Source organism: Mycobacterium sp. (assembly GCF_032159765.1).
Lineage (GTDB): Bacteria > Actinomycetota > Actinomycetes > Mycobacteriales > Mycobacteriaceae > Mycobacterium.
Genome location: NZ_JAVHWM010000212.1, coordinates 1 through 22,301, shown reverse-complemented (window position 1 = coordinate 22,301; position 22,301 = coordinate 1). Strand labels below are relative to the sequence as shown.

Sequence of the window (22,301 nt, the reverse complement as noted above, 5' to 3'; positions counted from 1 at the left end):
GTGGATTTCACTCTGCCTGACCATCTGCCTGGGCTGCTCGACGAGATCGACGCGTTCATCGAGGCGGAGATCAAACCGCTGGAGCGCGAGAACATGCAGTACTTCGACCAGCGCCGCGAGTACGCCCGCACCGACTGGGACAACGGCGGCATCCCGGCGAAGGCATGGGAGGATCTGCTCGACGAAATGCGCAGGCGCGCAGATAAAGCCGGTTGGCTTCGCTACGGCCTGCCTTCCTCACTCGGCGGGCGCGACGGCAGCAACGTCGACATGGCAGTGATCCGGGAACACCTGGCGGCCAAGGGACTCGGGCTGCACAACGACCTCCAGGACGAGTCGTCGATCGTCGGCAACTTCCCGCAGGTGATCATGATGGAGCGGTTCGGCACCGACGCGCAGCGCAAGGAATGGTCCGAACCGATGCTGCGCGGCGAACGCGGGTTCGCCTTTGGACTGACGGAGCCGGCCCACGGGTCGGACGCCACCTGGATGGAGACCCGCGCCGAACACCGGGGTGACAGCTGGGTCATCAACGGCGCCAAGCGGTTCAACACCGGCGTGCACCGCGCGACGCACGACCTCGTGTTCGCCCGCACCTCCGGCGAGGCCGGTCAGGCGGTAGGCATCACCGCATTCCTCGTGCCAACGGACACGCCCGGGTTCGAGGTGCCGTACTACTGGTGGACGTTCAATATGCCGTCCGACCACGGCGAAGTCGAGCTGCACAACGTGACCGTGCCCGACGACGCCGTGCTCGGCGAGGTCGACCGCGGCCTCGAGGTAGCGCAAACCTTTCTGCACGAGAACAGGATTCGGCAAGCGGCCAGCAGCCTGGGCGCGGCGCAGTACTGCATCGACAGGGCCGTCAGGTACGCAAAGGAACGTGTGGTTTTCGGCAAGCCGCTGGCGGTGAATCAGGCCGTGCAGTGGCCGCTGGTCGAGCTGCAGACCGAAGCACAGATGGTGCGACTGCTGGTTCGTTATGCGGCATGGCATCTGGACCGCGATCACCACCTCGAGGTGTCCGACAAGGTGTCGATGGCCAACTACCGCGCCAACCGGCTGGTGTGCGAGGCTGCCGACCGGGCGATGCAGGTGTTCGGCGGCGTCGGTTATACCCGTCACCAGCCGTTCGAGCACATCTACCGGCATCACCGCCGCTACCGCATCACCGAGGGGTCGGAGGAGATCCAGATTCGCCGCGTTGCCCAGCGGCTGTTCAAGTTCGGCCGGTCGTGACCGATCCGGCGCGAGCGTGCGCAAACTCAGCAGCAACATCGGCGTGTCCCCCGCAGACACGCACGCTCGCGGAGAAGGTGAGCGGCGTCCTGGCGCCGGTACTCGGAGCGGTGACCGTCGAGAACCTGCGCGGGCTCACCGGCGGTGCCAGCCGCGCGACCTGGGCGTTCGACGCCGTCGTCGGAGACGACAAATCAGACACCGTCGCCGGGAACAGCCGTCGCCCCCTCATCCTGCGCACGGGACCGCCTGACGAAGTTCACGCCGGAATGGAGCTCGAGGCGAAGACGCAACGGCTGGCCGCCGAAGCGGGCGCGCCCGTTCCGCACATCCTCGTCGCCGACGACTCGACGGCTGCGCTCGGCATGCCATTTCTGGTGTGCGACTTCATCGACGGGGAAACGATCGCGCCGAGGATTTTGCGCGCGCTCGACGATGCGGCCCGCGACCGTCTGCTCGGGCAGTGCGCGGACGCGATCGCCGCGATCCACCGCGTCAACCCGGCCGACGCCGATGTCACCGAACAGGACCAGATGGCCCTCTGGCGCGAGCAACTCGACGGCTTCGGCGACACCACCGCGACGTTCGAGTGGACTCTGCGCTGGCTCGCGGCGAACCGGCCGGCGCCGTCGTCGCCGGTGTTGGTGCACGGCGACTTCCGGATGGGCAACCTCATCGTCCGCGATAAAGCGCTGGCCGCGGTGCTCGATTGGGAGCTTGTCCACGCCGGCGAGATCTACGAGGACTTGGCGTGGTTCTGCGTCCGGGCGTGGCGCTTCGGCGCACCTTTGAGCCGCGCGGCAGGCGGTCTCGGCAGCATCGAACGGTTCCTGGACTTCTACGAGCAGGCCAGCGGGACTACCGTCGATCGCGTGGGCATGCGGTGGTGGCTGGTCCGGGCCACCCTGAGCTGGGGGATCATCTGCCGGTACCAGGCGGAAAGGCATCTGTCCGGGCAGACCCGATCGGTCGAGCTCGCCGCGATCGGCCGCCGGGTGTCGGAGACGGAGTGGGACGTGCTCGATCTGTTGGGAGCGCCGGTATGACCGATTACGGGAGGCCGACAGCCGTCGAGCTCCTCGACGGGGTGCGTGAATTCCTGGAGGCCGATGTACGGGGCGCGACCGAGGGTCAGGTGAATTTCCACGCCCGGGTGGCGGCGAACGTGCTGGCGATCGTGGGTCGCGAACTGACCGCCGAGGACACCGCAACCTTGGACGAGCAGGATCTCGTCGCCGCAATACGCAGCGGCGGATTCGACGGGCGCGACGACGACGTGATGACCGCCCTGCGCACGATCGTCTACGACCGGCTCGCGGTCGCTCACCCCGGCTATGCGTTGGCCTCAGTTGCGGATCGACTGTTCACGGCGATCGAGGCCGGCGACGTCGACGCCGTCGCTGCGATGTGGTCCGACGACGTGACCGTATGGCATTCAGGCGACCACCGTCCGTCCGAGAAGGCTCGGGCCATCCGGGTGATCCACTGGTTCGTATCCGCAAGCGCGGACCGTCATTACGAGGTGCTGGACCGCCAATTCTTCGACGGCGGCTTCGTACAGCAGCACGTGCTCAGCGGCAAGACCCGTGCCGGCTCTGCGTACTCCCTTCGCGTCGGCATCATCATCCGCGTCGGCTCCGACGGCCTGATCACCCGTATCGACGAATACTTCGACCCGGCCGACCTCGCCCCTCTAATGAAAGAAGCGAAATGAGTTCTCTGACAGATATTTTGGCTGCACCCGGGGCGTGGACGCTCGACGCGGAGCGTTCGTCGTTCACGTTCAAGAATAAGGGCATGTGGGGTCTCGCCAGCGTAAAGGGCAGGTTCACCGAGTTCGGCGGTGAGGGCAGCGTGGACACCGACGGCACCGTCTCCGGTCGCGTCGACGTCAAGGCGGAGTCGGTGTCAACGGGTATCAAACAACGGGACAAGCATCTGCGATCTGCGGACTTCTTCGACGCCGAGAATTTCCCCGACATCGCCGTCACAGTCAACGGGGCGGAGCTGGCCGAACAAGACGAGGTCGCGGTCCGCGCGGAGATGTCCATCCGCGGCAACACCGTTGCCCTGCCGATTCGGGTCAAGGCCGAGCTTCTCGACGACGGGGCGGTCCGGCTGACCACAACCACCTCCGTCGAACGCAACCAGCTCGGCGTGAGTGGAAACCTGGCCGGCTCGATCGGCAAGACCACGACGCTGTCGGCGGACGCGGTGTTCCGACGCGCGGGCGGATAGCATCCCTCCGTGCCTGACATCATTGCTCCTCGCGTCCGCGACACCACTGCTCCTGGCGTCCACGGCAACCTGAAGATCCTCGTCTACAGCGACAGCCCCAACGTGCGCGAGCAAGTCAAGCTGGCATTGGGCAAACGGATCCATCCGGAGTTGCCGGAACTGACGTACGTCGACGTGGCCACCGGCCCGATGGTGATCCGGCAGATCGAGACCAACACCATCGACCTCGCGATCCTCGACGGGGAGGCCGCCCCGACCGGGGGCATGGGCATCGCCAAGCAGCTCAAAGACGAGATCGCCCCGTGTCCGCCGATCGTCGTATTGACAGGACGGCGCGACGACGCCTGGCTGGCGAAGTGGTCGCGCGCAGAGGCCGCCGTGCCGCTTCCGATCGACCCGATCCAGTTGGCCGAGGCGGTCGTGGGGGTGCTGCGCAGCTAGTTTCAGACCGCTTACCACTCCGAGAACCCAGTTGTTGACGGGTTTCGGCCGTAATTCGTCAGCAACTGTGTTCGCGGCGGTCGTTGGGAGCAGCAATTAGCCCTGCTAGGCAGGCAGGCCGTCCTGCGGTTACCCCTCGGGGTGTGGGCTTGGCAACGGGTGTTTAGGCTGTGGGTTGCGTCACCAGGCGGTCTCCAGCCCGAGCCCGCCACATTGTCGTAGCAGGGAGCGAGTTGAACGTCTACTTCCCGATCCTGGTTCTCGGGGCCATCGCTGCGGGGTTCGCGGTGTTCTCGGTGGGCGTTGCCGTGCTCGCCGGGCCGCGCCGCTACAACCGCGCCAAGCTGGAGGCCTACGAGTGCGGGATCGAGCCGACCGAGGTGAACGTCAGCGGCCCGAGGGCAAAGCAGGGACAGCGCTTCCCGATCAAGTACTACCTGACGGCGATGCTGTTCATCATCTTCGACATCGAAATCGTGTTCCTGTATCCCTGGGCGGTCACGTTTGATTCGCTGGGACTGTTCGCGTTGGTCGAGATGCTTCTTTTCATGGCAACGGTGTTCGTCGCGTACGCCTATGTGTGGCGGCGCGGCGGCCTGAGCTGGGACTGACACCATGGGTATCGAAGAAAAACTTCCTGCCGGAATCCTGCTTTCCACAGTCGAAAAGGTCGCGGGCTATGTCCGCAAGGGTTCGCTGTGGCCCGCGACGTTCGGGCTGGCCTGCTGCGCGATCGAGATGATGGCAACGGCCGGACCGCGATTCGACATCGCCCGGTTCGGGATGGAGCGGTTCTCGGCCACCCCACGCCAGGCGGACCTGATGATCGTCGCCGGCCGCGTCAGCCAGAAGATGGCACCCGTGCTGCGCCAGGTGTACGACCAAATGGCCGAGCCGAAATGGGTTCTGGCCATGGGCGTATGCGCCTCGTCGGGCGGCATGTTCAACAACTACGCGATCCTGCAGGGCGTGGACCATGTGGTGCCGGTGGACATCTACCTGCCTGGGTGTCCGCCCCGGCCGGAGATGCTGCTGAACGCGATCCTGATGCTGCACGCCAAGATTCAGGAGATGCCACTGGGCGTCAACCGCGAAGAGGCAGTGCGCGAAGCCGAAGCTGCCGCGCTGGCCGCGCCTGCTCCGTCGACAACGACGATGCTGCAAATCGGCGGTCTGCGGAGATGACGCCGCGGACGCGAGGAGCGAAATGACGCCGCGGACGCGAGGAGCGAGATGACGCCGCGGACGCGAGGAGCGAGATGAGTCAGGCCGATCCGACATCGCAGCCGCCCGACGAGGGGTCCGCCACCGAGGTCATCGGCGTGCGCCGCGGCATGTTCGGCGCCGAGGGCAGCGGCGATACGTCGGGCTACGGCCGCCTGGTTCGTGACATCACGCTGCCCGGCAGCTCACCACGCCCCTACGGCGGCTACTTCGACGAGGTCATCGATGCGCTGATCGAAGCGTTGGGCAACGTCGCGTTCACCGATGCGGTCGAGCGAGTTGTGGTGTACCGCAACGAACTCACCATCGAGGTCGTCCGCGAGCATCTGGTGAAGGTCGCGCAGGCGCTGCGTGACGACGAGGCGCTGCGCTTCGAACTATGCCTCGGCGTGTCCGGTGTGCACTATCCCGGCGACACCGGCCGCGAACTGCATTCGGTGTGTCACCTCGCTTCGCTCACCCACGGCAGGCGCGTCCGCGTCGAGACGACCGCACCTGACTCCGATCCGCATGTGCCATCGCTGTTTTCGGTGTATCCCACCAACGACTGGCACGAGCGCGAGACGTACGACTTCTTCGGGATCATCTACGACGGCCATCCGTCGTTGACACGCATCGAGATGCCCGACGACTGGGAAGGCCACCCACAGCGCAAGGACTATCCGTTGGGCGGCGTCCCTGTCGAATATCACGGTGCCGAGATTCCGCCGCCCGACGAGCGGAGGGCGTACAACTAATGACGCAAACGGAACCCGCCGCGGACGCGAGGAGCGAAAGGGCTACCGAAACAACAATCATGGTCGGCGGTCAGGACTGGGATAGCGTCGTCACCGCCGCCGCCGAGGCGAATCCCGGCGAACGGATCGTCGTCAACATGGGCCCGCAGCACCCGTCCACTCACGGCGTGCTGCGGCTGATCCTGGAGATCGACGGCGAGACGGTCACCGAAGCACGGTGCGGAATCGGCTACCTGCACACCGGGATCGAGAAGAACCTCGAATACCGCAACTGGACGCAGGGTGTGACGTTCGTGACCCGCATGGACTACTTGTCCCCGTTCTTCAACGAGACGGCCTACTGCCTCGGCGTGGAGAAGCTTCTCGGCATCACTGACGATATTCCTGAGCGCGCCAACGTGATTCGCGTGATGATGATGGAGCTCAACCGGATCTCGTCGCATCTGGTCGCGCTCGCCACCGGCGGCATGGAGCTCGGCGCGATGAGCGCGATGTTCTTCGGATTCCGGGAGCGCGAAGAGGTAATGAAACTCTTCGAGATCATCACCGGCCTGCGGATGAACAGCGCTTACGTCCGCCCCGGCGGCCTTGCAGCTGACCTGCCCGCCGAGGCGATGCCCGCGCTGCACGCCTTCATGAAGCTGGTCCCGAAGCGGCTGACCGACATGGAGAAGCTGCTGCAGGAGAACTCCATCTGGAAAGCCCGCACCGTCGACGTCGGCTACCTGGATCTCGCCGGCTGCATGGCACTGGGCATCACCGGGCCGTGCCTGCGCTCCACGGGCCTTCCGCACGACCTGAGGCGCACCGAACCGTACTGCGGCTACGAGAACTACGAATTCGACGTCATCACCGACGACACCTGTGACGCTTACGGCCGCTACCTGATTCGCGTCAAGGAGATGCGTGAGTCGCTGAAGATCGTCCAACAGTGCATCGACCGGCTCAAGCCCGGCCCGGTGATGATCAGCGACAAGAAGCTCGCATGGCCGGCCGACCTCACGATCGGTCCCGACGGGCTCGGCAACTCCCCCGACCACATCGCCAAGATCATGGGCTCGTCGATGGAGGCGCTCATCCACCACTTCAAGATCGTCACCGAGGGCATCCGGGTGCCAGCGGGTCAGGTGTATGTCGCGGTGGAGTCGCCCCGCGGTGAACTCGGCGTGCACATGGTCAGTGACGGCGGCACCCGTCCGTACCGCGTGCACTACCGCGACCCGTCGTTCACGAACCTGCAGGCGGTGGCCGCGATGTGCGAGGGCGGCATGGTCGCCGACGCGATCTCCGCCGTCGCATCGATCGACCCGGTGATGGGCGGGGTGGATAGGTGACCGTTTTTCTGCCTCTCGGGCCCAAGCCTGAGGAGCCCACGCATCTGCGCGGACGTGAGAGCTATCCGCCCGACGTGCTCGAGCGACTGGCAGCCGACGCGCAGGAGATCATCGCGCGCTACCCGCAGTCACGTTCGGCTCTGCTGCCCTTGCTGCACCTCGTGCAGGCAGAGGATGGCTGCGTCACCCCCGCGGGCGTGAGGTTCTGCGCCGAGCAACTCGGGCTGACGGGTGCCGAAGTGACCGCGGTGGCCACCTTCTACTCCATGTACCGGCGCGACCCCACCGGTGACTACTTCGTCGGCGTGTGCACCAACACGCTGTGCGCCATCATGGGCGGCGACGCGATCTTCGACGCGCTGCGCGAGCATCTCCACATCGGCAACGACGAGACCACCGACGACGGGAAGATCACGCTGCAGCACATCGAGTGCAACGCCGCATGCGACTACGCACCGGTGGTCATGGTCAACTGGGAGTTCTTCGACAACCAAACCCCGGACTCCACAATCGAACTCGTCGAAAAGCTGCGCAACGACGAAAAGGTCACACCGTCGCGCGGGCTGCCACTGTGCACATTTCGTGAAACATCGCGCGTCCTAGCCGGATTCGCTGACGACCGACCCGAAGAGGCGCAAAAGGACTCGGGCGCCGCGACTCTGGCCGGGTTGCGGGTCGCCCGCGCCAACGGCATGCACGCGCCCGAGCCAGATCGCGCCACCGACTCGGTGAAAGACGAACCAACTCCCGGCGAGACACCGGCCGAGAAGGTCTCCGAAAAGCCCGCAGCGGCACCGTCTGCCGACGTTCCGGCCAAGTCCGGCACCAAAGAGACGGATCCCTCAAAAACGGAGAAGAACTGAGATGGCCGACCCCACACCGCTGACCCCGGTGCTGAGCCGGTTCTGGGATGCCCCGCAGTCGTGGACGCTGGAGACCTACCTCGAACACGACGGCTACAAGGGGCTGTCGGCCGCACTGGCGATGACCCCCGACGAGGTGCTGCAGACGGTCAAGGACTCCGGACTGCGCGGACGCGGCGGCGCGGGATTCGGCACCGGAATGAAATGGGGTTTCATTCCTCAGGATTCCAAGGGCGCCGGCGCCAAGCCGCATTACCTGGTGATCAACGCCGACGAGTCGGAACCCGGGACGTGCAAGGACATTCCGCTGATGTTCTCGACGCCGCACTTCCTGATCGAGGGTGCCATCATCGCGTGTTACGCGATCCGCGCGTCGCACGCGTTCATCTACGTTCGCGGCGAGGTGGTTCCGGTGTTGCGGCGGCTGCGCGCCGCCGTCGCCGAGGCGTACGACGCCGGTTACCTCGGCCGCGACATCCAAGGCTCGGGGTTCGACCTGGAGATCGTCGTGCATGCCGGAGCGGGCGCCTACATCTGCGGTGAGGAGACCGCGCTGCTGGATTCGCTTGAGGGCAGGCGTGGTCAGCCACGCCTGCGCCCGCCGTTCCCTGCGGTCTCCGGCCTCTACGCGTGCCCGACGGTCGTCAACAACGTCGAGTCGATCGCCAGCGTGCCGCCGATTCTGCTCAACGGTGTCGACTGGTTCCGCTCGATGGGCAGCGAGAAATCGCCTGGCTTCACGCTGTTTTCGCTGTCCGGGCATGTGACCCGGCCTGGCCAGTACGAGGCCCCGCTGGGCATCACGTTGCGCGAGCTGCTCGACTACGCCGGCGGCGTGCGGGCCGGCCACGAGCTCAAGTTCTGGACCCCGGGTGGGTCGTCGACGCCGATCCTGACGGCCGAACACCTCGACGTGCCACTGGATTACGAGGGTGTCAGCGGGGCGGGGTCGATGCTGGGCACCAAGGCGCTGCAGATCTTCGACGAGACCACGTGCGTGGTGCGCGCCGTGAAGCGGTGGACCGAGTTCTACGAACACGAGTCGTGCGGCAAGTGCACGCCGTGCCGGGAGGGCACGTACTGGCTGGCGCAGATCTACGAGCGGCTGGAGTCAGGTGAAGGCACCGACGCCGACATCGACAAGCTGCTCGACATCTCCGACACCATCAACGGAAAGTCCTTCTGCGCGTTGGGCGATGGCGCGGCCAGTCCGATCTTCTCGTCGATCAAGTACTTCCGCGACGAGTACGTGGCGCATGTCGAGCAACAGGGCTGCCCGTTCGATCCGCGCGACTCCATGCTCGTCGCGCCTGAAGGAGCTGCCGTATGACGGCCACGGCCGATCGTGATCAGAAGGCCGACGTCGAGATGGTGAACCTGACCATCGATGGCATCGAGATCTCGGTTCCCAAGGGCACGTTAGTGATTCGGGCCGCCGAATTGCTCGGCATCCAGATCCCGCGGTTTTGCGACCATCCGCTGCTGGACCCGGTCGGCGCATGCCGTCAATGCCTGGTCGAGGTCGAGGGCCAGCGCAAGCCGATGGCGTCGTGCACGATCACGTGCACCGAAGAGATGGTGGTACGCACCCAGCTGACGTCGGAAGCCGCCGACAAAGCACAGCAGGGCGTGATGGAACTGCTGCTGATCAACCACCCGCTCGACTGCCCGGTGTGCGACAAGGGCGGTGAATGCCCTCTGCAGAACCAGGCAATGTCCAACGGGCGCGCGGACTCTCGCTTCACTGACGTCAAGCGGACCTTCCCCAAGCCGATCAACCTGTCCACCCAGGTGCTGCTCGACCGCGAACGCTGCGTGCTGTGTGCCCGGTGCACGCGATTCTCCAACCAGATCGCCGGCGACCCGTTCATCGAGCTCCTCGAACGCGGTGCCCTGCAACAAGTGGGCATCGCCAACGACGAACCACTCGACTCCTATTTCTCGGGCAATACGGTGCAGATCTGCCCGGTGGGTGCGCTCACCGGCACGGCGTACCGGTTCCGCGCCCGGCCGTTCGACCTCGTCTCCTCCCCCAGCGTGTGCGAGCACTGCGCCGGTGGATGTGCGCAGCGCACCGACCATCGCCGCGGTGTCGTGCTGCGCAGGCTCTCTGGGGACGACCCCGAGGTGAACGAGGAGTGGAACTGCGACAAGGGCCGGTGGGCCTTCAAATACACCAGCGTCGGCGATCGGATCAGCACGCCGCAGGTTCGCGGTGAGGACGGGACGCTGGTGCCCGCGTCGTGGTCTGAAGCGCTCGCGGTGGCGGCCAAGGGGTTGTCGGCTGCGTATGGCAACGCCGGCGTGCTCGTCGGCGGCCGGTCGACTGTCGAAGACGCATACGCGTACGCCAAATTCACGCGAGTTGTTATGGGTACCAACAACATCGACTTCCGTGCCCGCGCACACACCCCCGAGGAGGCCGACTTCCTCGCCTCGCACGTGGCGGGCAGACCTATGTCGGTGACGTACACCGACCTCGAGTCCGCACCGGCGGTCTTGCTCGTCGGCTACGAACCTGAGGAAGAATCCAGCATCGTGTTCCTGCGCCTGCGCAAAGCTGCGCGCAAGCACGGCACCAAGGTGTACTCGATAGCCCCGTTCGCCACCCGCGGGCTCACCAAGATGTTCGGCACTCTGCTGCAGACCGCACCAGGTGAGGAGGCCGCCGCGCTCGACGGCCTCGGCGATGTCGCCGACGCGCTGCGTCAAGACGGCTCGGTGATTCTGGTCGGCGAGCGGTTGGCCCTGAGTCCGGGAGCCCTGACCGCGGCCGCCCGTCTCGCCGAGGGGACCGGCGCGCGGCTGGCCTGGGTGCCGCGGCGCGCGGGGGACCGCGGCGCGCTGGAGGCCGGTGCGCTGTATAACCTGTTGCCCGGAGGCCGCCCAGTGGCCGATCCCGGCGCGCGGGCGCAGCTGGCGACGGCGTGGAATGTGTCTGAACTGCCGGCCGAACCGGGTGCCGCCGGCGACGAAATCATTAGCGGCGCAGAAGGTTACGGAGCGCTGTTGATCGGTGGCGTCGACCTCGCGGATCTCCCCGACCCGGTGGCGGCCGCTGCTGCGCTGGACACAGCACAGTTCATCGTGAGCCTCGAGATCCGCCGCAGCTCGGTGACCGAACGGGCAGACGTCGTGTTTCCCGTCGCGCCCGTGGTTGAGAAGGCCGGGACGTTCGTGAACTGGGAAGGCAGACACCGTCCGTTCGCGCCGGCGCTGGCCAACGCCGGGTCGTTCTCGGACGCCCGGGTGCTCACGATGATCTCCGATGAGTTGGGGGTCGACCTCGGCCTGACTCATCCGTCGGACGCGTACACCGAGATGACGCGCATCGGCGGGTGGGACGGTGCGCGACCCGAACTCCCCTCGGCCACCGTCGGCCAAGCGCAGGTCCCGAACCCGGGGCAGGCGCGCCTCGCCACGTGGCACATGGCGCTGGATCTCGGACGCCTGCAGGACGGCGAACCGTACCTCGCGGGCACGGCACGCCCGCCGGTCGCCCGCCTCTCGGCGACCACCGCCGCCGAAATCGGTGCGTCAGAAGGTGATCCCGTCTCCGTGGGTACGGAGGGCGGCTCGATCACGTTGCCGCTGGCCATCACCGACATGCCCGACCACGTCGTCTGGCTGCCGATGAACTCGCCGGGTTCGGCGGTCTACGAGCAACTGCGGGTGACGGCGGGTTCCGTGGTGTCGATCGGGACAGGGTCATGACGGGCTTCGGCAACGACCCCTGGTGGCTGGTGATCATCAAGGCCGTCGGGGTCTTCGTCTTCCTGGTTCTGACGGTGCTCGTCGCCATTCTCGTCGAACGGAAAGTGCTGGGCCGCATGCAAATGCGGTTCGGGCCGAACCGGGTCGGACCGTTCGGGCTGCTGCAGAGTCTCGTCGACGGCATCAAGCTCGGCCTGAAAGAGGGCCTCATCCCTTCCGGTGTCGACAAGCCGATCTACCTTTTGGCGCCGGTGATCTCGGTGATTCCGGCCTTCACCGCATTCGCCGTCATTCCCATGGGCCCCGTGGTGTCCATCTTCGGACACCACACCCCGTTGCAGCTGACCGACATGCCCGTCGCGGTCCTCTATGTGCTGGCCGTGACGTCGGTGGGCGTGTACGGCATCGTGCTGGCCGGATGGGCCTCCGGCTCGACCTATCCGCTGCTCGGCGGGCTGCGGTCATCGGCGCAGGTGGTCTCCTACGAGATCGCGATGGCGCTGTCGTTCGCGGCGGTATTCCTCTATGCCGGAACGATGTCCACGTCCGGCATCGTGGCGGCCCAGGACCACATCTGGTACGTCTTTCTGCTGCTGCCCTCGTTCTTGATCTACGTCACGTCGATGGTCGGAGAGACGAACCGCGCGCCGTTCGACCTGCCGGAGGCCGAGGGCGAGTTGGTGGCCGGTTTCCACACCGAATATTCGTCGTTGAAGTTCGCGATGTTCATGCTCGCCGAGTACGTGAACATGACCACGGTGTCGGCGCTGGCGACGACGATGTTCCTGGGCGGGTGGCATGCTCCGTGGCCGTTCAACATGATCGACGGCGCGAATTCCGGCTGGTGGCCGCTGATCTGGTTCATCGGCAAGGTGTGGACGTTCCTGTTCTTGTTCATCTGGCTGCGCGCCAGCCTGCCGCGGCTTCGCTACGACCAGTTCATGGCGCTGGGTTGGAAGATCCTCATCCCGATCTCACTGGTGTGGGTGATGATCGTCGGCACGGTGCGCATCCTGCGCGCTGAGGGCTATCACTCATGGGCGATGATCCTGATCGCGGCGAGCACCGTCGCGGGTTTCGCGCTGTTGATGTCCATTCGAAACCTCGTGCGCAACAGACGGAGACCGTCGGTGCCGGATGGTGGGACGTCACCGTACAGTGATTTCCCGGTCCCGCCGCTGCCGAGTGAGAAGGAGCGCGCTGATGCCTAAGTTCCTCGACGCGATCGCCGGCTTCGGCGTGACCTTCGCCACGATGTTCAAAAAGCCGATCACAGAACAGTATCCGGAGGAGCCGGGGCCAGTCGCGCCGCGCTATCACGGCCGACATCAACTCAACCGCTATCCCGACGGCCTGGAGAAGTGCATCGGCTGCGAGTTGTGTGCATGGGCGTGCCCGGCCGATGCGATCTATGTCGAGGGCGCTGACAACACTGACGAGGAGCGGTTCTCCCCCGGAGAGCGCTACGGCCGCGTCTATCAGATCAACTATCTGCGCTGCATCGGCTGCGGGCTGTGCATCGAGGCTTGTCCCACACGGGCGTTGACGATGACCAATGACTACGAGATGGCCGACGACAACCGCTCCGACCTGATCTACGGGAAGGACAAGCTGCTCGCGCCGCTGGCCGACGGCATGGTCGCCCCGCCGCACCCGATGGTGAAAGGCTCCACCGACCACGACTACTACCGCGGCACCGTCTTCCTGGGACAGCCCTCCAGGGCGAGCGGAGCGACGGGAGAGCCGACGGTAGGACAGCCCACATGACCACACTGCTGGCCGCCGAGGCCATCACGCGCACCTCGACCGGCGAAGCGGTGACGTTCTGGATTCTCGCCGTGGTCGCACTCATAGGCGCAGTAGGCATGGTGATCTCGTCCAAGGCCGTGTACTCGGCGATATTCCTCGCGATGACGATGATCGTGCTTGCGATTTTCTACATCGCGCAGGACGCCCTGTTCCTCGGCGTAGTGCAGGTGGTGGTCTACACCGGCGCGGTGATGATGTTGTTCCTGTTCGTGCTGATGCTCATCGGCGTCGACACGGCCGAGTCACTCGTGGAAACCATTCAGGGGCAACGGGTTTTCGCCATCCTGTCGAGTCTCGGGTTCGGGATCCTGGTGATTGCCGGGATCGGCGCCGCCACGACGTCGTTCGTCGGCCTGACGGCGGCCAACGACGGCGGCCACAATGTGCAGAAGCTGGCGATCCTGATCTTCACGAAGTACCTCTGGGCGTTCGAGGTCACCAGCGCCCTGCTGATCACGGCGGCGCTCGGAGCGATGGTGCTCGCGCACCGCGAACGGTTCGAACGCCGCAAGACGCAAAAGGAGCTGTCCCGTGCGCGTTTCGGGCCAGGCCAGCGGGCCACTCCCCTGCCCGGACCGGGCGTCTACGCCCGGCACAACGCGCTGGACATTCCCGCGTTGCTGCCCGACGGCACCTATTCCGAGATGTCGGTGTCCAAGGTGCTGACACCGCGAAATATCGACTCGATCGACGCTGTCGACGCTCTCGGCAACACGTCGTCCGGCCACGGGTCCTCCAGCAATGGAGCGAAGCGATGAACCCGATGAACTACCTCTACCTGTCGGTTCTGCTGTTCATCATCGGTGCGGCCGGAGTTGTGTTGCGCCGCAATGCGATCGTGATGTTCATGTGCGTCGAGCTGATGCTCAACGCCGCGAATCTCGCCTTCGTCACGTTCGCCCGCATGCGCGGCACGCTCGACGGCCAGGTGGTGGCGTTCTTCGTGATGGTCGTTGCGGCGTGCGAGGTCGTCGTCGGCCTGGCCATCATCATGACGATCTTCCGTGCCCGCAGGTCGGCCTCGGTCGACGACGCCAACCTGCTGAAGCATTGAAGGCCGAGCTATGACTTCAATATTGACCTGGCTGCTGTTGGCGCTGCCGTCATTCGGTGCGGTGGTGCTGCTGCTTGCGGGCAGGCGCAGCGATCGGTGGGGGCACCTGCTGGGCTGTGCGACGGTGCTTGCCGCGTTCGGCGTCGGCGTGGTGCTGTTCTTCGACATGCTGGGCCGGGCCGGCGAGCAGCGCGCGGTGCACGTCGACGGGTTCTCATGGGTGCCGGTCAACGGTCTGCAGGTGAATTTCGGTCTGCTGCTTGACAGTTTGTCGATCTGCTTCGTCCTGCTGATCACGGGCGTGGGATCGCTGATTCACATCTACTCCGTGGGCTATATGGCCCATGACACCGACCGGCGAAGGTTCTTCGCCTACCTCAACCTCTTCGTCGCCGCGATGCTGCTGCTGGTGCTCGCGAACAACTACCTCGGGCTGTACGTCGGGTGGGAAGGCGTCGGCCTGGCCTCTTATCTGCTGATCGGCTTCTGGTACCACAAGCCTTCTGCCGCAACGGCTGCCAAGAAGGCATTCATCGTCAACCGCGTCGGCGATGTCGGTCTCGCGCTGGCGATGTTCGTGATGTTCGCGACCTTCGGCACCATTTCGTTCGCGGGCGTCTTCTCCAACACGGGCGGTGCCAGCGAAGGGGTGCTCACCGCAATCGGGCTGCTGTTGCTACTCGCGGCGTGCGGCAAGTCGGCCCAGGTGCCGCTGCAATCCTGGCTCGGCGACGCGATGGAAGGTCCGACGCCGGTGTCGGCGCTGATCCACGCCGCCACGATGGTCACCGCCGGCGTCTACCTGATCGTGCGCTCGCACCCCATCTACAACCTCGCGCCCGGCGCTCAAGCCGGCGTCGTGGCCGTCGGCGCCGTCACGCTGTTGTTCGGCGCGATCATCGGCTGCGCCAAGGACGACATCAAGAAGGCGCTCGCCGCGTCGACGATGAGCCAGATCGGCTACATGGTGTTGGCCGCGGGCCTGGGGCCTGCGGGTTACGCCTTTGCGATCATGCACCTTCTCACGCACGGCTTCTTCAAGGCCGGGTTATTCCTCGGCGCCGGATCCGTGATGCACGCGATGAACGACGAAGTCAACATGCGCCGCTACGGCGGTCTGCGCAAGCTGCTACCCATCACGTTCGTGACGTTCGGCCTTGGCTATCTCGCCATCATCGGCATACCCCCGCTCGCCGGCTTTTTCTCGAAGGACGCGATCATCGAAACCGCCCTCGCCGCAGGCGGTTTCAAGGGTGCAGTGTTAGGTGGGGCGGCGCTGCTGGGCGCGGGCATCACGGCGTTCTACATGACGCGGGTGATGCTGATGACGTTCTTTGGGCAGAAGCGCTGGGAGGAAGGCGTGCACCCGCACGAGTCACCACGGGTGATGACGTGGCCGATGATCGTGCTGGCCGTCGGATCGGTCTTCTCCGGTGGATTACTGGCCATCGGCGGCACTTTCGAGAAGTGGCTGGAGCCCGTTGTCGGCGCTCATGAGGAGGCTGCGCACGGCTTGCCGGCCTGGGTGACCACGGTGTTCACGCTTGCCGTGGTGGCCGTCGGCGTCGGGATCGCCTACCGGATGTATGCGACCAAGCCGGTACCCGAGGAAGTGCCTGTCGGGAGTGCGCTGACGGTGGCCGCGCGCCGGGATCTGTACGGCGACGCCTTCAACGAAGCGGTGTTCATGCGCCCGGGCGCTGTTGCGACGCGTGGGCTCGTCGAGCTTGACGACAAGGCCGTCGACGGATCGGTCGGCGGGCTGGCGGCGCTGATCGGCCGGCTGTCCGGCCTACTGCGCATGGCACAGAACGGTTTTGCACGGTCCTATGCGCTATCGATGTTCGCAGGCGCAGTGCTGGTGGTCGCGGCGATCTTGGCGGTGAGGTTCTGGTGAGCGGAGTTCCGTGGTTGACGATCCTGTGGCTCGTGCCGCTGGCAGGTGCGGTGGTCGCCGTGTTGCTGCCCCCGGCGTGGCGCCACGTCGCCAAGTACCTCGGCTTGGCCGTATCGATCTTTGTTCTCGGGATCGCGGTCGCGCTTGCCGTGGGCTTCTGCCCATGCGGCGTGCGCTACCAGTTCATCGAATCCCACTCCTGGATACCGGCTTTGGGCACCTCCTACACACTCGGCGTCGACGGCATCGCACTGGTGCTGGTGCTGCTCACGGCCGTGCTGGTGCCGCTGCTGATGGTGGCCGGGTGGAACGATGGCGGCGACCGTCCCCGGGCCACACACAGCTACGTCGCGTTGTTCCTTGCCGTCGAATCGATGGTGCTGATCTCGCTGGTCGCGCTGGACGTGCTGCTGTTCTATGTGTTCTTCGAGGCGATGCTGATCCCGATGTACTTCCTGATCGGCGGCTTCGGCACCGGGGAAAACCGGAGCAAGGCCGCGGTGAAGTTCTTGCTGTACAACCTCTTCGGCGGGCTGATTATGCTCGCCGCGGTCATCGGGCTGTACGTGGTGACCGCGCGCAACGGCGTCGGCACGTTCGACTTCCGCGCGATCGTCGATGCGGTGGCGAGCGGGCAGCTGAACATCGACCCCGGCGTGGCCAAGGCCTTGTTCCTCGGCTTCATGTTCGCGTTCGCGGTCAAAGCGCCCCTGTGGCCGTTCCATCGGTGGCTGCCCGACGCCGCGGTGGAGGCCACGCCTGCCACCGCAGTGTTGATGATGGCCGTCGTCGACAAGGTCGGTACCTTCGGCATGCTGCGCTTCTGCCTGCAGCTCTTTCCCGATGCCTCAACGTATTTCCGGCCGCTGATCATCACCCTGGCGGTGATCGGGATCGTCTACGGCGCGGTCGTGGCGATCGGCCAGACCGACGTGATGCGCTTGATCGCCTACACCTCGATCAGCCACTTCGGCTTCATTATCCTCGGCATCTTCGTGATGACCAGCCAGGGCCAGTCCGGCTCGACGCTGTACATGGTCAACCATGGTCTGTCGACCGCGGCGCTGTTCCTGATCGCCGGATTCCTGATATCGCGGCGCGGATCCAGGGCGATCGCCGCGTACGGCGGCGTCCAGAAGGTCGCCCCCATCCTCGCGGGCACGTTCCTGGTGTCCGGCCTCGCGACGCTGTCGCTGCCCGGATTGGCTCCGTTCATCTCCGAATTCCTGGTGCTGTTGGGCACATTCAACCGCTACCAGGTGGCCGCGATCATCGCGTCGAGCGCGCTCGTGCTCTCGGCGGTCTACATCCTGTGGATGTACCAGCGGATGATGACGGGGCCGGTCAAGGACGGCAACGACAAGTTACAGGACATGAGGCCGCGCGAGATGCTCGTCGTCGCACCGCTGATCGCCCTGCTGCTTGTCTTCGGCATCTATCCGAAGCCCGTACTGGACGTGGTCAATCCCGCTGTCACCAACACACTGAGCACAATCGGCGAGCATGACCCCGCGTCAACAGTCGTGCCGATGAGCACAGCGGAGGGACAACACAAGTGAGCATCCCCGCGCCGAGTATCGAATACGTCCAGCTGTCCCCGATGCTGATCATGTTCGGCGTCGCCGTTGCGAGCGTGCTCGTCGAAGCCTTTTTGCCCCGCCGGGTGCGCTACGGTGCACAGCTCGTGCTGAGCCTGGGCGGGTCCGCCGCCGCGTTGGTGGCAATCGTCGTGGTGGCCCGCGGGCTGCGGCTGCCCGGGCACAGCGCGGTCGTGGGTGCTGTCGCGGTCGACGGGCCCGCGCTGCTGCTGCAGGCCACGGTCGTCGTCATCGGGATCCTCGCGCTGATGCTGATCGCCGAACGCCAGATCAGAGTCAAAACGCCTGAGCTGGCGGCAGTTTCGCATGGGAACGGCTTCGATGCGTTCACCCCGCAGGCGGCCGCGATCCCGGGAAGCCCGGCCGAACTTGAGGCCGACCGCGCGGGATTCAGCCAGACCGAAGTGTTCCCGCTGACGCTGTTCGCGCTCGCCGGGATGATGTTGTTCCCGGCGGCAGATGATCTCCTGACGATGTTCGTCGCGCTCGAGGTGCTGTCGCTTCCGTTGTACCTGCTGTGCGGGCTGGCGCGTCGTCGCCGGCTGCTGTCGCAGGAAGCCGCGCTGAAATACTTTCTCCTCGGGGCATTCTCGTCGGCGTTCTTCCTTTACGGCATTGCGCTCCTGTACGGATATGCGAACACGCTGACGCTGTCAGGGATCGGCGACGCGTTGGATCAGCAACGCGGCGACCAGTCCATGGCCCTCATCGGTGTTGCGCTGTTGACGGTCGGCCTGCTGTTCAAAGTCGGCGCCGTCCCGTTCCATTCGTGGATTCCCGACGTGTACCAGGGTGCGCCGACGCCGATCACCGGGTTCATGGCCGCAGCCACCAAGATCGCCGCATTCGGTGCGATGCTGCGGGTCTTCTATGTGATGCTCCCGGCCTTGACCGTCGACTGGCGGCCGGCGATGTGGGGCGTCGCGATCCTGACGATGGCCGTCGGCACCATCAGCGCGGTCACCCAGTCGGACGTCAAGCGGATGCTCGCGTATTCGTCAGTCGCGCATGCCGGGTTCATCCTGACGGGCGTCATCGCCGCGCCGAATCCCGCCGGGCTGTCGGCGACGATGTTCTATCTGGTCGCGTACGGGTTCAGCACCCTCGGCGCGTTCGCCGTTGTGGCGTTGGTGCGCAACGCCGATGGCGAGGAAGACACCACGCTGTCGCACTGGGCGGGGCTGGGCCGCGAGCGCCCGATTGTCGGCGTGATGTTCTCGATGTTTCTGCTCGCATTCGCCGGTATCCCGTTGACGAGCGGGTTCATCGCCAAGTTCACGGTGTTCAGCGCGGCGGCGCAGAGCGGCGCCGCACCGCTGGTCATCGTCGGTGTTGTCGCCAGCGGCGTCGCAGCCTACTTCTACGTGCGCGTGATCGTGCTGATGTTCTTCACCGAACCCACAGAGGACACCCCGCATATCTTCGTGCCGGGCTTCTTGAGCAAGGCCGCGATCGCCATCACGGCGGCGGCGACGGTGCTCCTCGGGATCGTGCCGCAGCCACTGCTCGAATTGTGCAACGCCGCAGCACAATTCGTGCGCTGACTACGCCACCACGCCGCTGACGACAGGGATGCGGAACCAGCGTCACGGCAGATTGCCAGTCAGACGGAAAGGGTTGTCGTACATCGCTAGGCCATCACATGACCCCCCGCCCCAGGTCTACGTCATGAGGTGGGACCACCGTCCAGAACTACCTAGGCTGAGAGGATGACTGGCCAAAGATTTCCACAAGACCGACCAACGCGTCCGTACTTTGGCGGAACGCCCAGGGACCCCCGCCGCCGTCGGATACTGATCGGTGCTGGTGTGTTGCTTGTCGTCGGACTCGCAGTGGCGGCGCTGGTCGTCGCATTGGTGGCGATGCAGCGCGAGCCCACGGGGGTTGCAACGCCTACCGGCACTCCGAGCCCACCGACGGGCGATGCCGACCGAGCGCTGTGCCAAGCCATTGCGCCGCTGATGAAAGAAAACGACGACCGCAGCAACGCTTTTCTCGCGAGCGGTCAGCCGGGTTCACCTGAGCAGACCGCGGCGCTGCCGAAATTCGTCACGGATTCCCAGGACTGGGCGCACCGGGCGCAACAGGTGCTCGACGCGCACGCCAACCCGCCCCGCTGGATGATCCGCACTTTGCAGCGCTACATCGACGATGTCCAGCTGTTTGTGGCGAGTGTTCGACCAGGCTCCGGGACGAAGTATGACGAGGCGGCTTGGACAGATGGCATCGTCGCGTATGGCGGTCCCGTGGCCACATGCCAAGCACTGGGCATCCAGTGGTAGCGGTTTCGGCCTATGCCATCGGCTATTGACCCGGCAGCGGTATCCATATCCCGAATTCCCAGAAGCCCCACTGCTGGAAACCCGGATCCCAGACCGGGATGACGGTGAGTCCCCAGTAGTCGAACGGCGCAGGCACCGGCCCGTACGGCGGAAGCGGTCCGTACCAGTCCGGCGGAGGTGGTGGACCCCAACCCCACGGCGCTGGCCCGATGCCCCACGGCGGAGCACCACCGCGCCAGGGCGGCGGACCGAGACGCAGGTGCAGCCAGCCGAAGTCCACGCTGGCGTCGAGGCCGAAAAGGTCCACGTGGAAGTCCGCGCGGAAATCTCCAGGAGGGCGTCCGAGCCGCGGGAAAATGCTGCGGAAGTCCGGGCGGAAATCGGCTGGCGGTCGTCCCGGCCAACGGAAGTTCACGTGAAGGTCGAAACGAGGTAAGCCCGGCCAGCCCAAATCAACCCGGAAATCCGGACGAAAGTCCGCAGGCGGCCGACCCGGCAAGTGGAAGTTCCCTCGGATGTCGCCACGAGGTAAGCCCTGCCGGCCCAAATCAACCCGGAAATCCGGACGAAAGTCAGCAGGGGCTCGGCTCAGCTGCCGGAGGTCGGTTTGGACGTTTCCACTGGGTCGGCCTCCCCTGTCTACGCCGAAATCGCCCCGGAGGTCACCGGGCGGCCGTCCCAGATCAACCGCCGCCGGCTTGTGCGGCTGCCCGCCCGGCCCGCCCGGTCCGTTGGCGTCGACACGCGGCGGCTTCGGCAGCTGCCCACCAGGTCCGCCCGGATTGGCATGCGGAGGCTTGGACCCTGGCCCACCCGGATCACCATGCGGCAGCTTCGGCGCTCGCCCACCCGGACCACCCGGACCCGGACCACCGGGGCCCGGTCCGCACTTCGCGCCCGGCGGACAAGGGCCTGCGCTCGCAACCCCTGAACCCAGATTGATGGCTGTTATGCCTGGACAAATGGCGACCGATACCGGGAGAGCGACCGCGACTGCTACTCCCAAAACCAGTTGTTTGATCAACACAACCCACCCGTGTGGTGACTATGGCTACAACTAGGCCCATCTTACGCGCGGGCCCGTACGCCCGACCATCCAAGAACAGCCAATCCCGCTATGCCAGCACGCCATGCACAACGATTGCGGTGGTTTGCGCCACCCAGTCGTCATCGAGGTCGTCCTGCGGCCGCAGCAATAGCCGCAACATCGTCGCGCCGCCGATCACCTCAACTAAGCGGTCCGGATCGACGCCAGGCCGGGCGTCGCCGTGATCGATTGCCTGGCTGACACGCTCGCGAACCGCTGCGAACAGGTCCGCGAAGCGTTGCATCACACGGTCATTCAGCTCGGGATCGCTGCCCATGTCGGCGACCAGCCCGGGCAACGCCGCGCGTACCACCGGCGTTGTGAACACGTCACGGGTCGCTTCGACCATCGCATGCACGTCGTCGGCGAAACTCGTCGACGGACTTCGCAGCGCGGTAGGCGCGGCCGGAAACGCGGCCTCGTGCACCATTTCAGCCTTGCTCGACCACCGGCGGTACAGCGCGGTCTTGGTGGTGCGTGCACGTTCTGCGACAGCGGCCATCGTCACATTCGAATACCCGATCTCGACAAGCAGTCCGGCTGCCGCCCGCAGGATCGACGCGTCGATCCTGGGGTCGCGGGGGCGGCCGACGCTCGGGCCCTTGTCAACCGTCTGCCAGTCTGCTTTCATATCGCTACCAAGCGTATCGTAATTATGACCGAAGGGCGAATTGTGTCAGGAGAACCGGCTGTCGACGCGGTCGGCCGACTACAGCACTCGAGCCGCGACACCAGCACACTCCCCGACATCATGGCCCGCTGGCTGTCGACTGTGCTGCCCGGC

General features: G+C 65.5%; 22 protein-coding genes and 1 pseudogene. 21 read left to right on the top strand and 2 right to left on the bottom strand.

The features are described 5' to 3' along the window. From QOH60_RS27095 to QOH60_RS26995, 21 genes and pseudogenes are all read left to right on the top strand, one after another. Positions 1–1,239: an acyl-CoA dehydrogenase family protein gene (locus QOH60_RS27095; RefSeq protein ID WP_526424972.1), complete on the top strand. Its 1,239-nt coding sequence runs from the start codon at positions 1–3 to the stop codon at positions 1,237–1,239. Positions 1,240–1,316: 77 nt separating this feature from the next. Next, positions 1,317–2,285 carry a phosphotransferase family protein gene (locus QOH60_RS27090; RefSeq protein ID WP_526424971.1) on the top strand — a complete coding sequence of 323 codons (969 nt, stop codon included), beginning with the start codon at positions 1,317–1,319 and terminating at the stop codon, positions 2,283–2,285. Next, a pseudogene (locus QOH60_RS27085) lies at positions 2,282–2,575 on the top strand (DUF6285 domain-containing protein); the annotation flags it as partial. The gene QOH60_RS27090 and the pseudogene QOH60_RS27085, both read left to right, overlap by 4 nt. A gap of 3 nt (positions 2,576–2,578) precedes the next feature. Continuing rightward, the gene (locus tag QOH60_RS27080) at positions 2,579–2,953 is read left to right on the top strand and encodes a nuclear transport factor 2 family protein (RefSeq protein ID WP_526424982.1); all 375 of its coding nucleotides are present in this window, start codon (positions 2,579–2,581) and stop codon (positions 2,951–2,953) included. Continuing rightward, positions 2,950–3,477, top strand: coding sequence for a YceI family protein (locus tag QOH60_RS27075; protein ID WP_526424970.1), 528 nt, complete (start codon positions 2,950–2,952; stop codon positions 3,475–3,477). The genes QOH60_RS27080 and QOH60_RS27075 overlap by 4 nt, the downstream gene beginning before the upstream one ends. Before the next feature lie 9 nt (positions 3,478–3,486). Further along, a complete protein-coding gene (locus QOH60_RS27070) occupies positions 3,487–3,918 on the top strand; it encodes an Rv3143 family two-component system response regulator (RefSeq protein WP_526424969.1) in 432 nt (143 codons plus the stop codon). A gap of 233 nt (positions 3,919–4,151) precedes the next feature. After that, entirely contained in the window at positions 4,152–4,529 is a 378-nt protein-coding gene (locus QOH60_RS27065; protein ID WP_526424968.1) for an NADH-quinone oxidoreductase subunit A, read from the top strand. A 4-nt stretch (positions 4,530–4,533) separates the two neighbouring features. Further along, entirely contained in the window at positions 4,534–5,103 is a 570-nt protein-coding gene (locus QOH60_RS27060; RefSeq protein ID WP_526424967.1) for an NADH-quinone oxidoreductase subunit B, read from the top strand. 74 nt (positions 5,104–5,177) lie between these two features. Next, a complete protein-coding gene (locus QOH60_RS27055) occupies positions 5,178–5,879 on the top strand; it encodes an NADH-quinone oxidoreductase subunit C (RefSeq protein WP_526424966.1) in 702 nt (233 codons plus the stop codon). Beyond that, positions 5,879–7,213 (top strand): NADH dehydrogenase (quinone) subunit D, encoded by a 1,335-nt coding sequence (gene nuoD, locus QOH60_RS27050; protein WP_526424965.1) that lies wholly within the window; start codon positions 5,879–5,881, stop codon positions 7,211–7,213. The genes QOH60_RS27055 and nuoD overlap by 1 nt, the downstream gene beginning before the upstream one ends. After that, a complete protein-coding gene (nuoE, locus tag QOH60_RS27045) occupies positions 7,210–8,076 on the top strand; it encodes an NADH-quinone oxidoreductase subunit NuoE (RefSeq protein WP_526424964.1) in 867 nt (288 codons plus the stop codon). The genes nuoD and nuoE overlap by 4 nt, the downstream gene beginning before the upstream one ends. A gap of 1 nt (position 8,077) precedes the next feature. Further along, a complete protein-coding gene (nuoF, locus tag QOH60_RS27040; RefSeq protein ID WP_526424963.1) occupies positions 8,078–9,406 on the top strand; it encodes an NADH-quinone oxidoreductase subunit NuoF in 1,329 nt (442 codons plus the stop codon). Next, positions 9,403–11,790, top strand: a complete 2,388-nt coding sequence (locus QOH60_RS27035; protein ID WP_526424962.1) for an NADH-quinone oxidoreductase subunit G — start codon at positions 9,403–9,405, stop codon at positions 11,788–11,790. The genes nuoF and QOH60_RS27035 overlap by 4 nt, the downstream gene beginning before the upstream one ends. Continuing rightward, entirely contained in the window at positions 11,787–13,001 is a 1,215-nt protein-coding gene (nuoH, locus tag QOH60_RS27030; protein WP_526424961.1) for an NADH-quinone oxidoreductase subunit NuoH, read from the top strand. The genes QOH60_RS27035 and nuoH overlap by 4 nt, the downstream gene beginning before the upstream one ends. Beyond that, complete coding sequence (gene nuoI, locus QOH60_RS27025) at positions 12,994–13,557, top strand: NADH-quinone oxidoreductase subunit NuoI (protein ID WP_526424960.1); 564 nt, start codon at positions 12,994–12,996, stop codon at positions 13,555–13,557. Before nuoH ends, nuoI begins: the two co-directional genes overlap by 8 nt. Then, on the top strand, positions 13,554–14,357 hold the full coding sequence (locus QOH60_RS27020; protein WP_526424959.1) for an NADH-quinone oxidoreductase subunit J: 804 nt from the start codon (positions 13,554–13,556) through the stop codon (positions 14,355–14,357). Before nuoI ends, QOH60_RS27020 begins: the two co-directional genes overlap by 4 nt. Continuing rightward, positions 14,354–14,653 carry an NADH-quinone oxidoreductase subunit NuoK gene (gene nuoK, locus QOH60_RS27015; protein ID WP_526424958.1) on the top strand — a complete coding sequence of 100 codons (300 nt, stop codon included), beginning with the start codon at positions 14,354–14,356 and terminating at the stop codon, positions 14,651–14,653. The genes QOH60_RS27020 and nuoK overlap by 4 nt, the downstream gene beginning before the upstream one ends. Positions 14,654–14,663: 10 nt before the next feature. After that, positions 14,664–16,550: an NADH-quinone oxidoreductase subunit L gene (nuoL, locus tag QOH60_RS27010; protein ID WP_526424957.1), complete on the top strand. Its 1,887-nt coding sequence runs from the start codon at positions 14,664–14,666 to the stop codon at positions 16,548–16,550. Beyond that, positions 16,547–18,109, top strand: coding sequence for an NADH-quinone oxidoreductase subunit M (locus tag QOH60_RS27005; protein WP_526424956.1), 1,563 nt, complete (start codon positions 16,547–16,549; stop codon positions 18,107–18,109). The genes nuoL and QOH60_RS27005 overlap by 4 nt, the downstream gene beginning before the upstream one ends. Further along, positions 18,106–19,692 (top strand): NADH-quinone oxidoreductase subunit NuoN, encoded by a 1,587-nt coding sequence (gene nuoN, locus QOH60_RS27000; RefSeq protein ID WP_526424955.1) that lies wholly within the window; start codon positions 18,106–18,108, stop codon positions 19,690–19,692. The genes QOH60_RS27005 and nuoN overlap by 4 nt, the downstream gene beginning before the upstream one ends. Before the next feature lie 264 nt (positions 19,693–19,956). Next, complete coding sequence (locus QOH60_RS26995) at positions 19,957–20,430, top strand: hypothetical protein (protein WP_526424954.1); 474 nt, start codon at positions 19,957–19,959, stop codon at positions 20,428–20,430. A 22-nt stretch (positions 20,431–20,452) separates the two neighbouring features. On the opposite strand, the gene QOH60_RS26990 is transcribed toward QOH60_RS26995, so the two are convergent. Beyond that, positions 20,453–20,737: a hypothetical protein gene (locus tag QOH60_RS26990; protein ID WP_526424953.1), complete on the bottom strand. Its 285-nt coding sequence runs from the start codon at positions 20,735–20,737 to the stop codon at positions 20,453–20,455. 808 nt (positions 20,738–21,545) lie between these two features. Next, a complete protein-coding gene (locus QOH60_RS26985; RefSeq protein WP_526424952.1) occupies positions 21,546–22,148 on the bottom strand; it encodes a TetR/AcrR family transcriptional regulator C-terminal ligand-binding domain-containing protein in 603 nt (200 codons plus the stop codon). Positions 22,149–22,301: the final 153 nt, after the last annotated feature.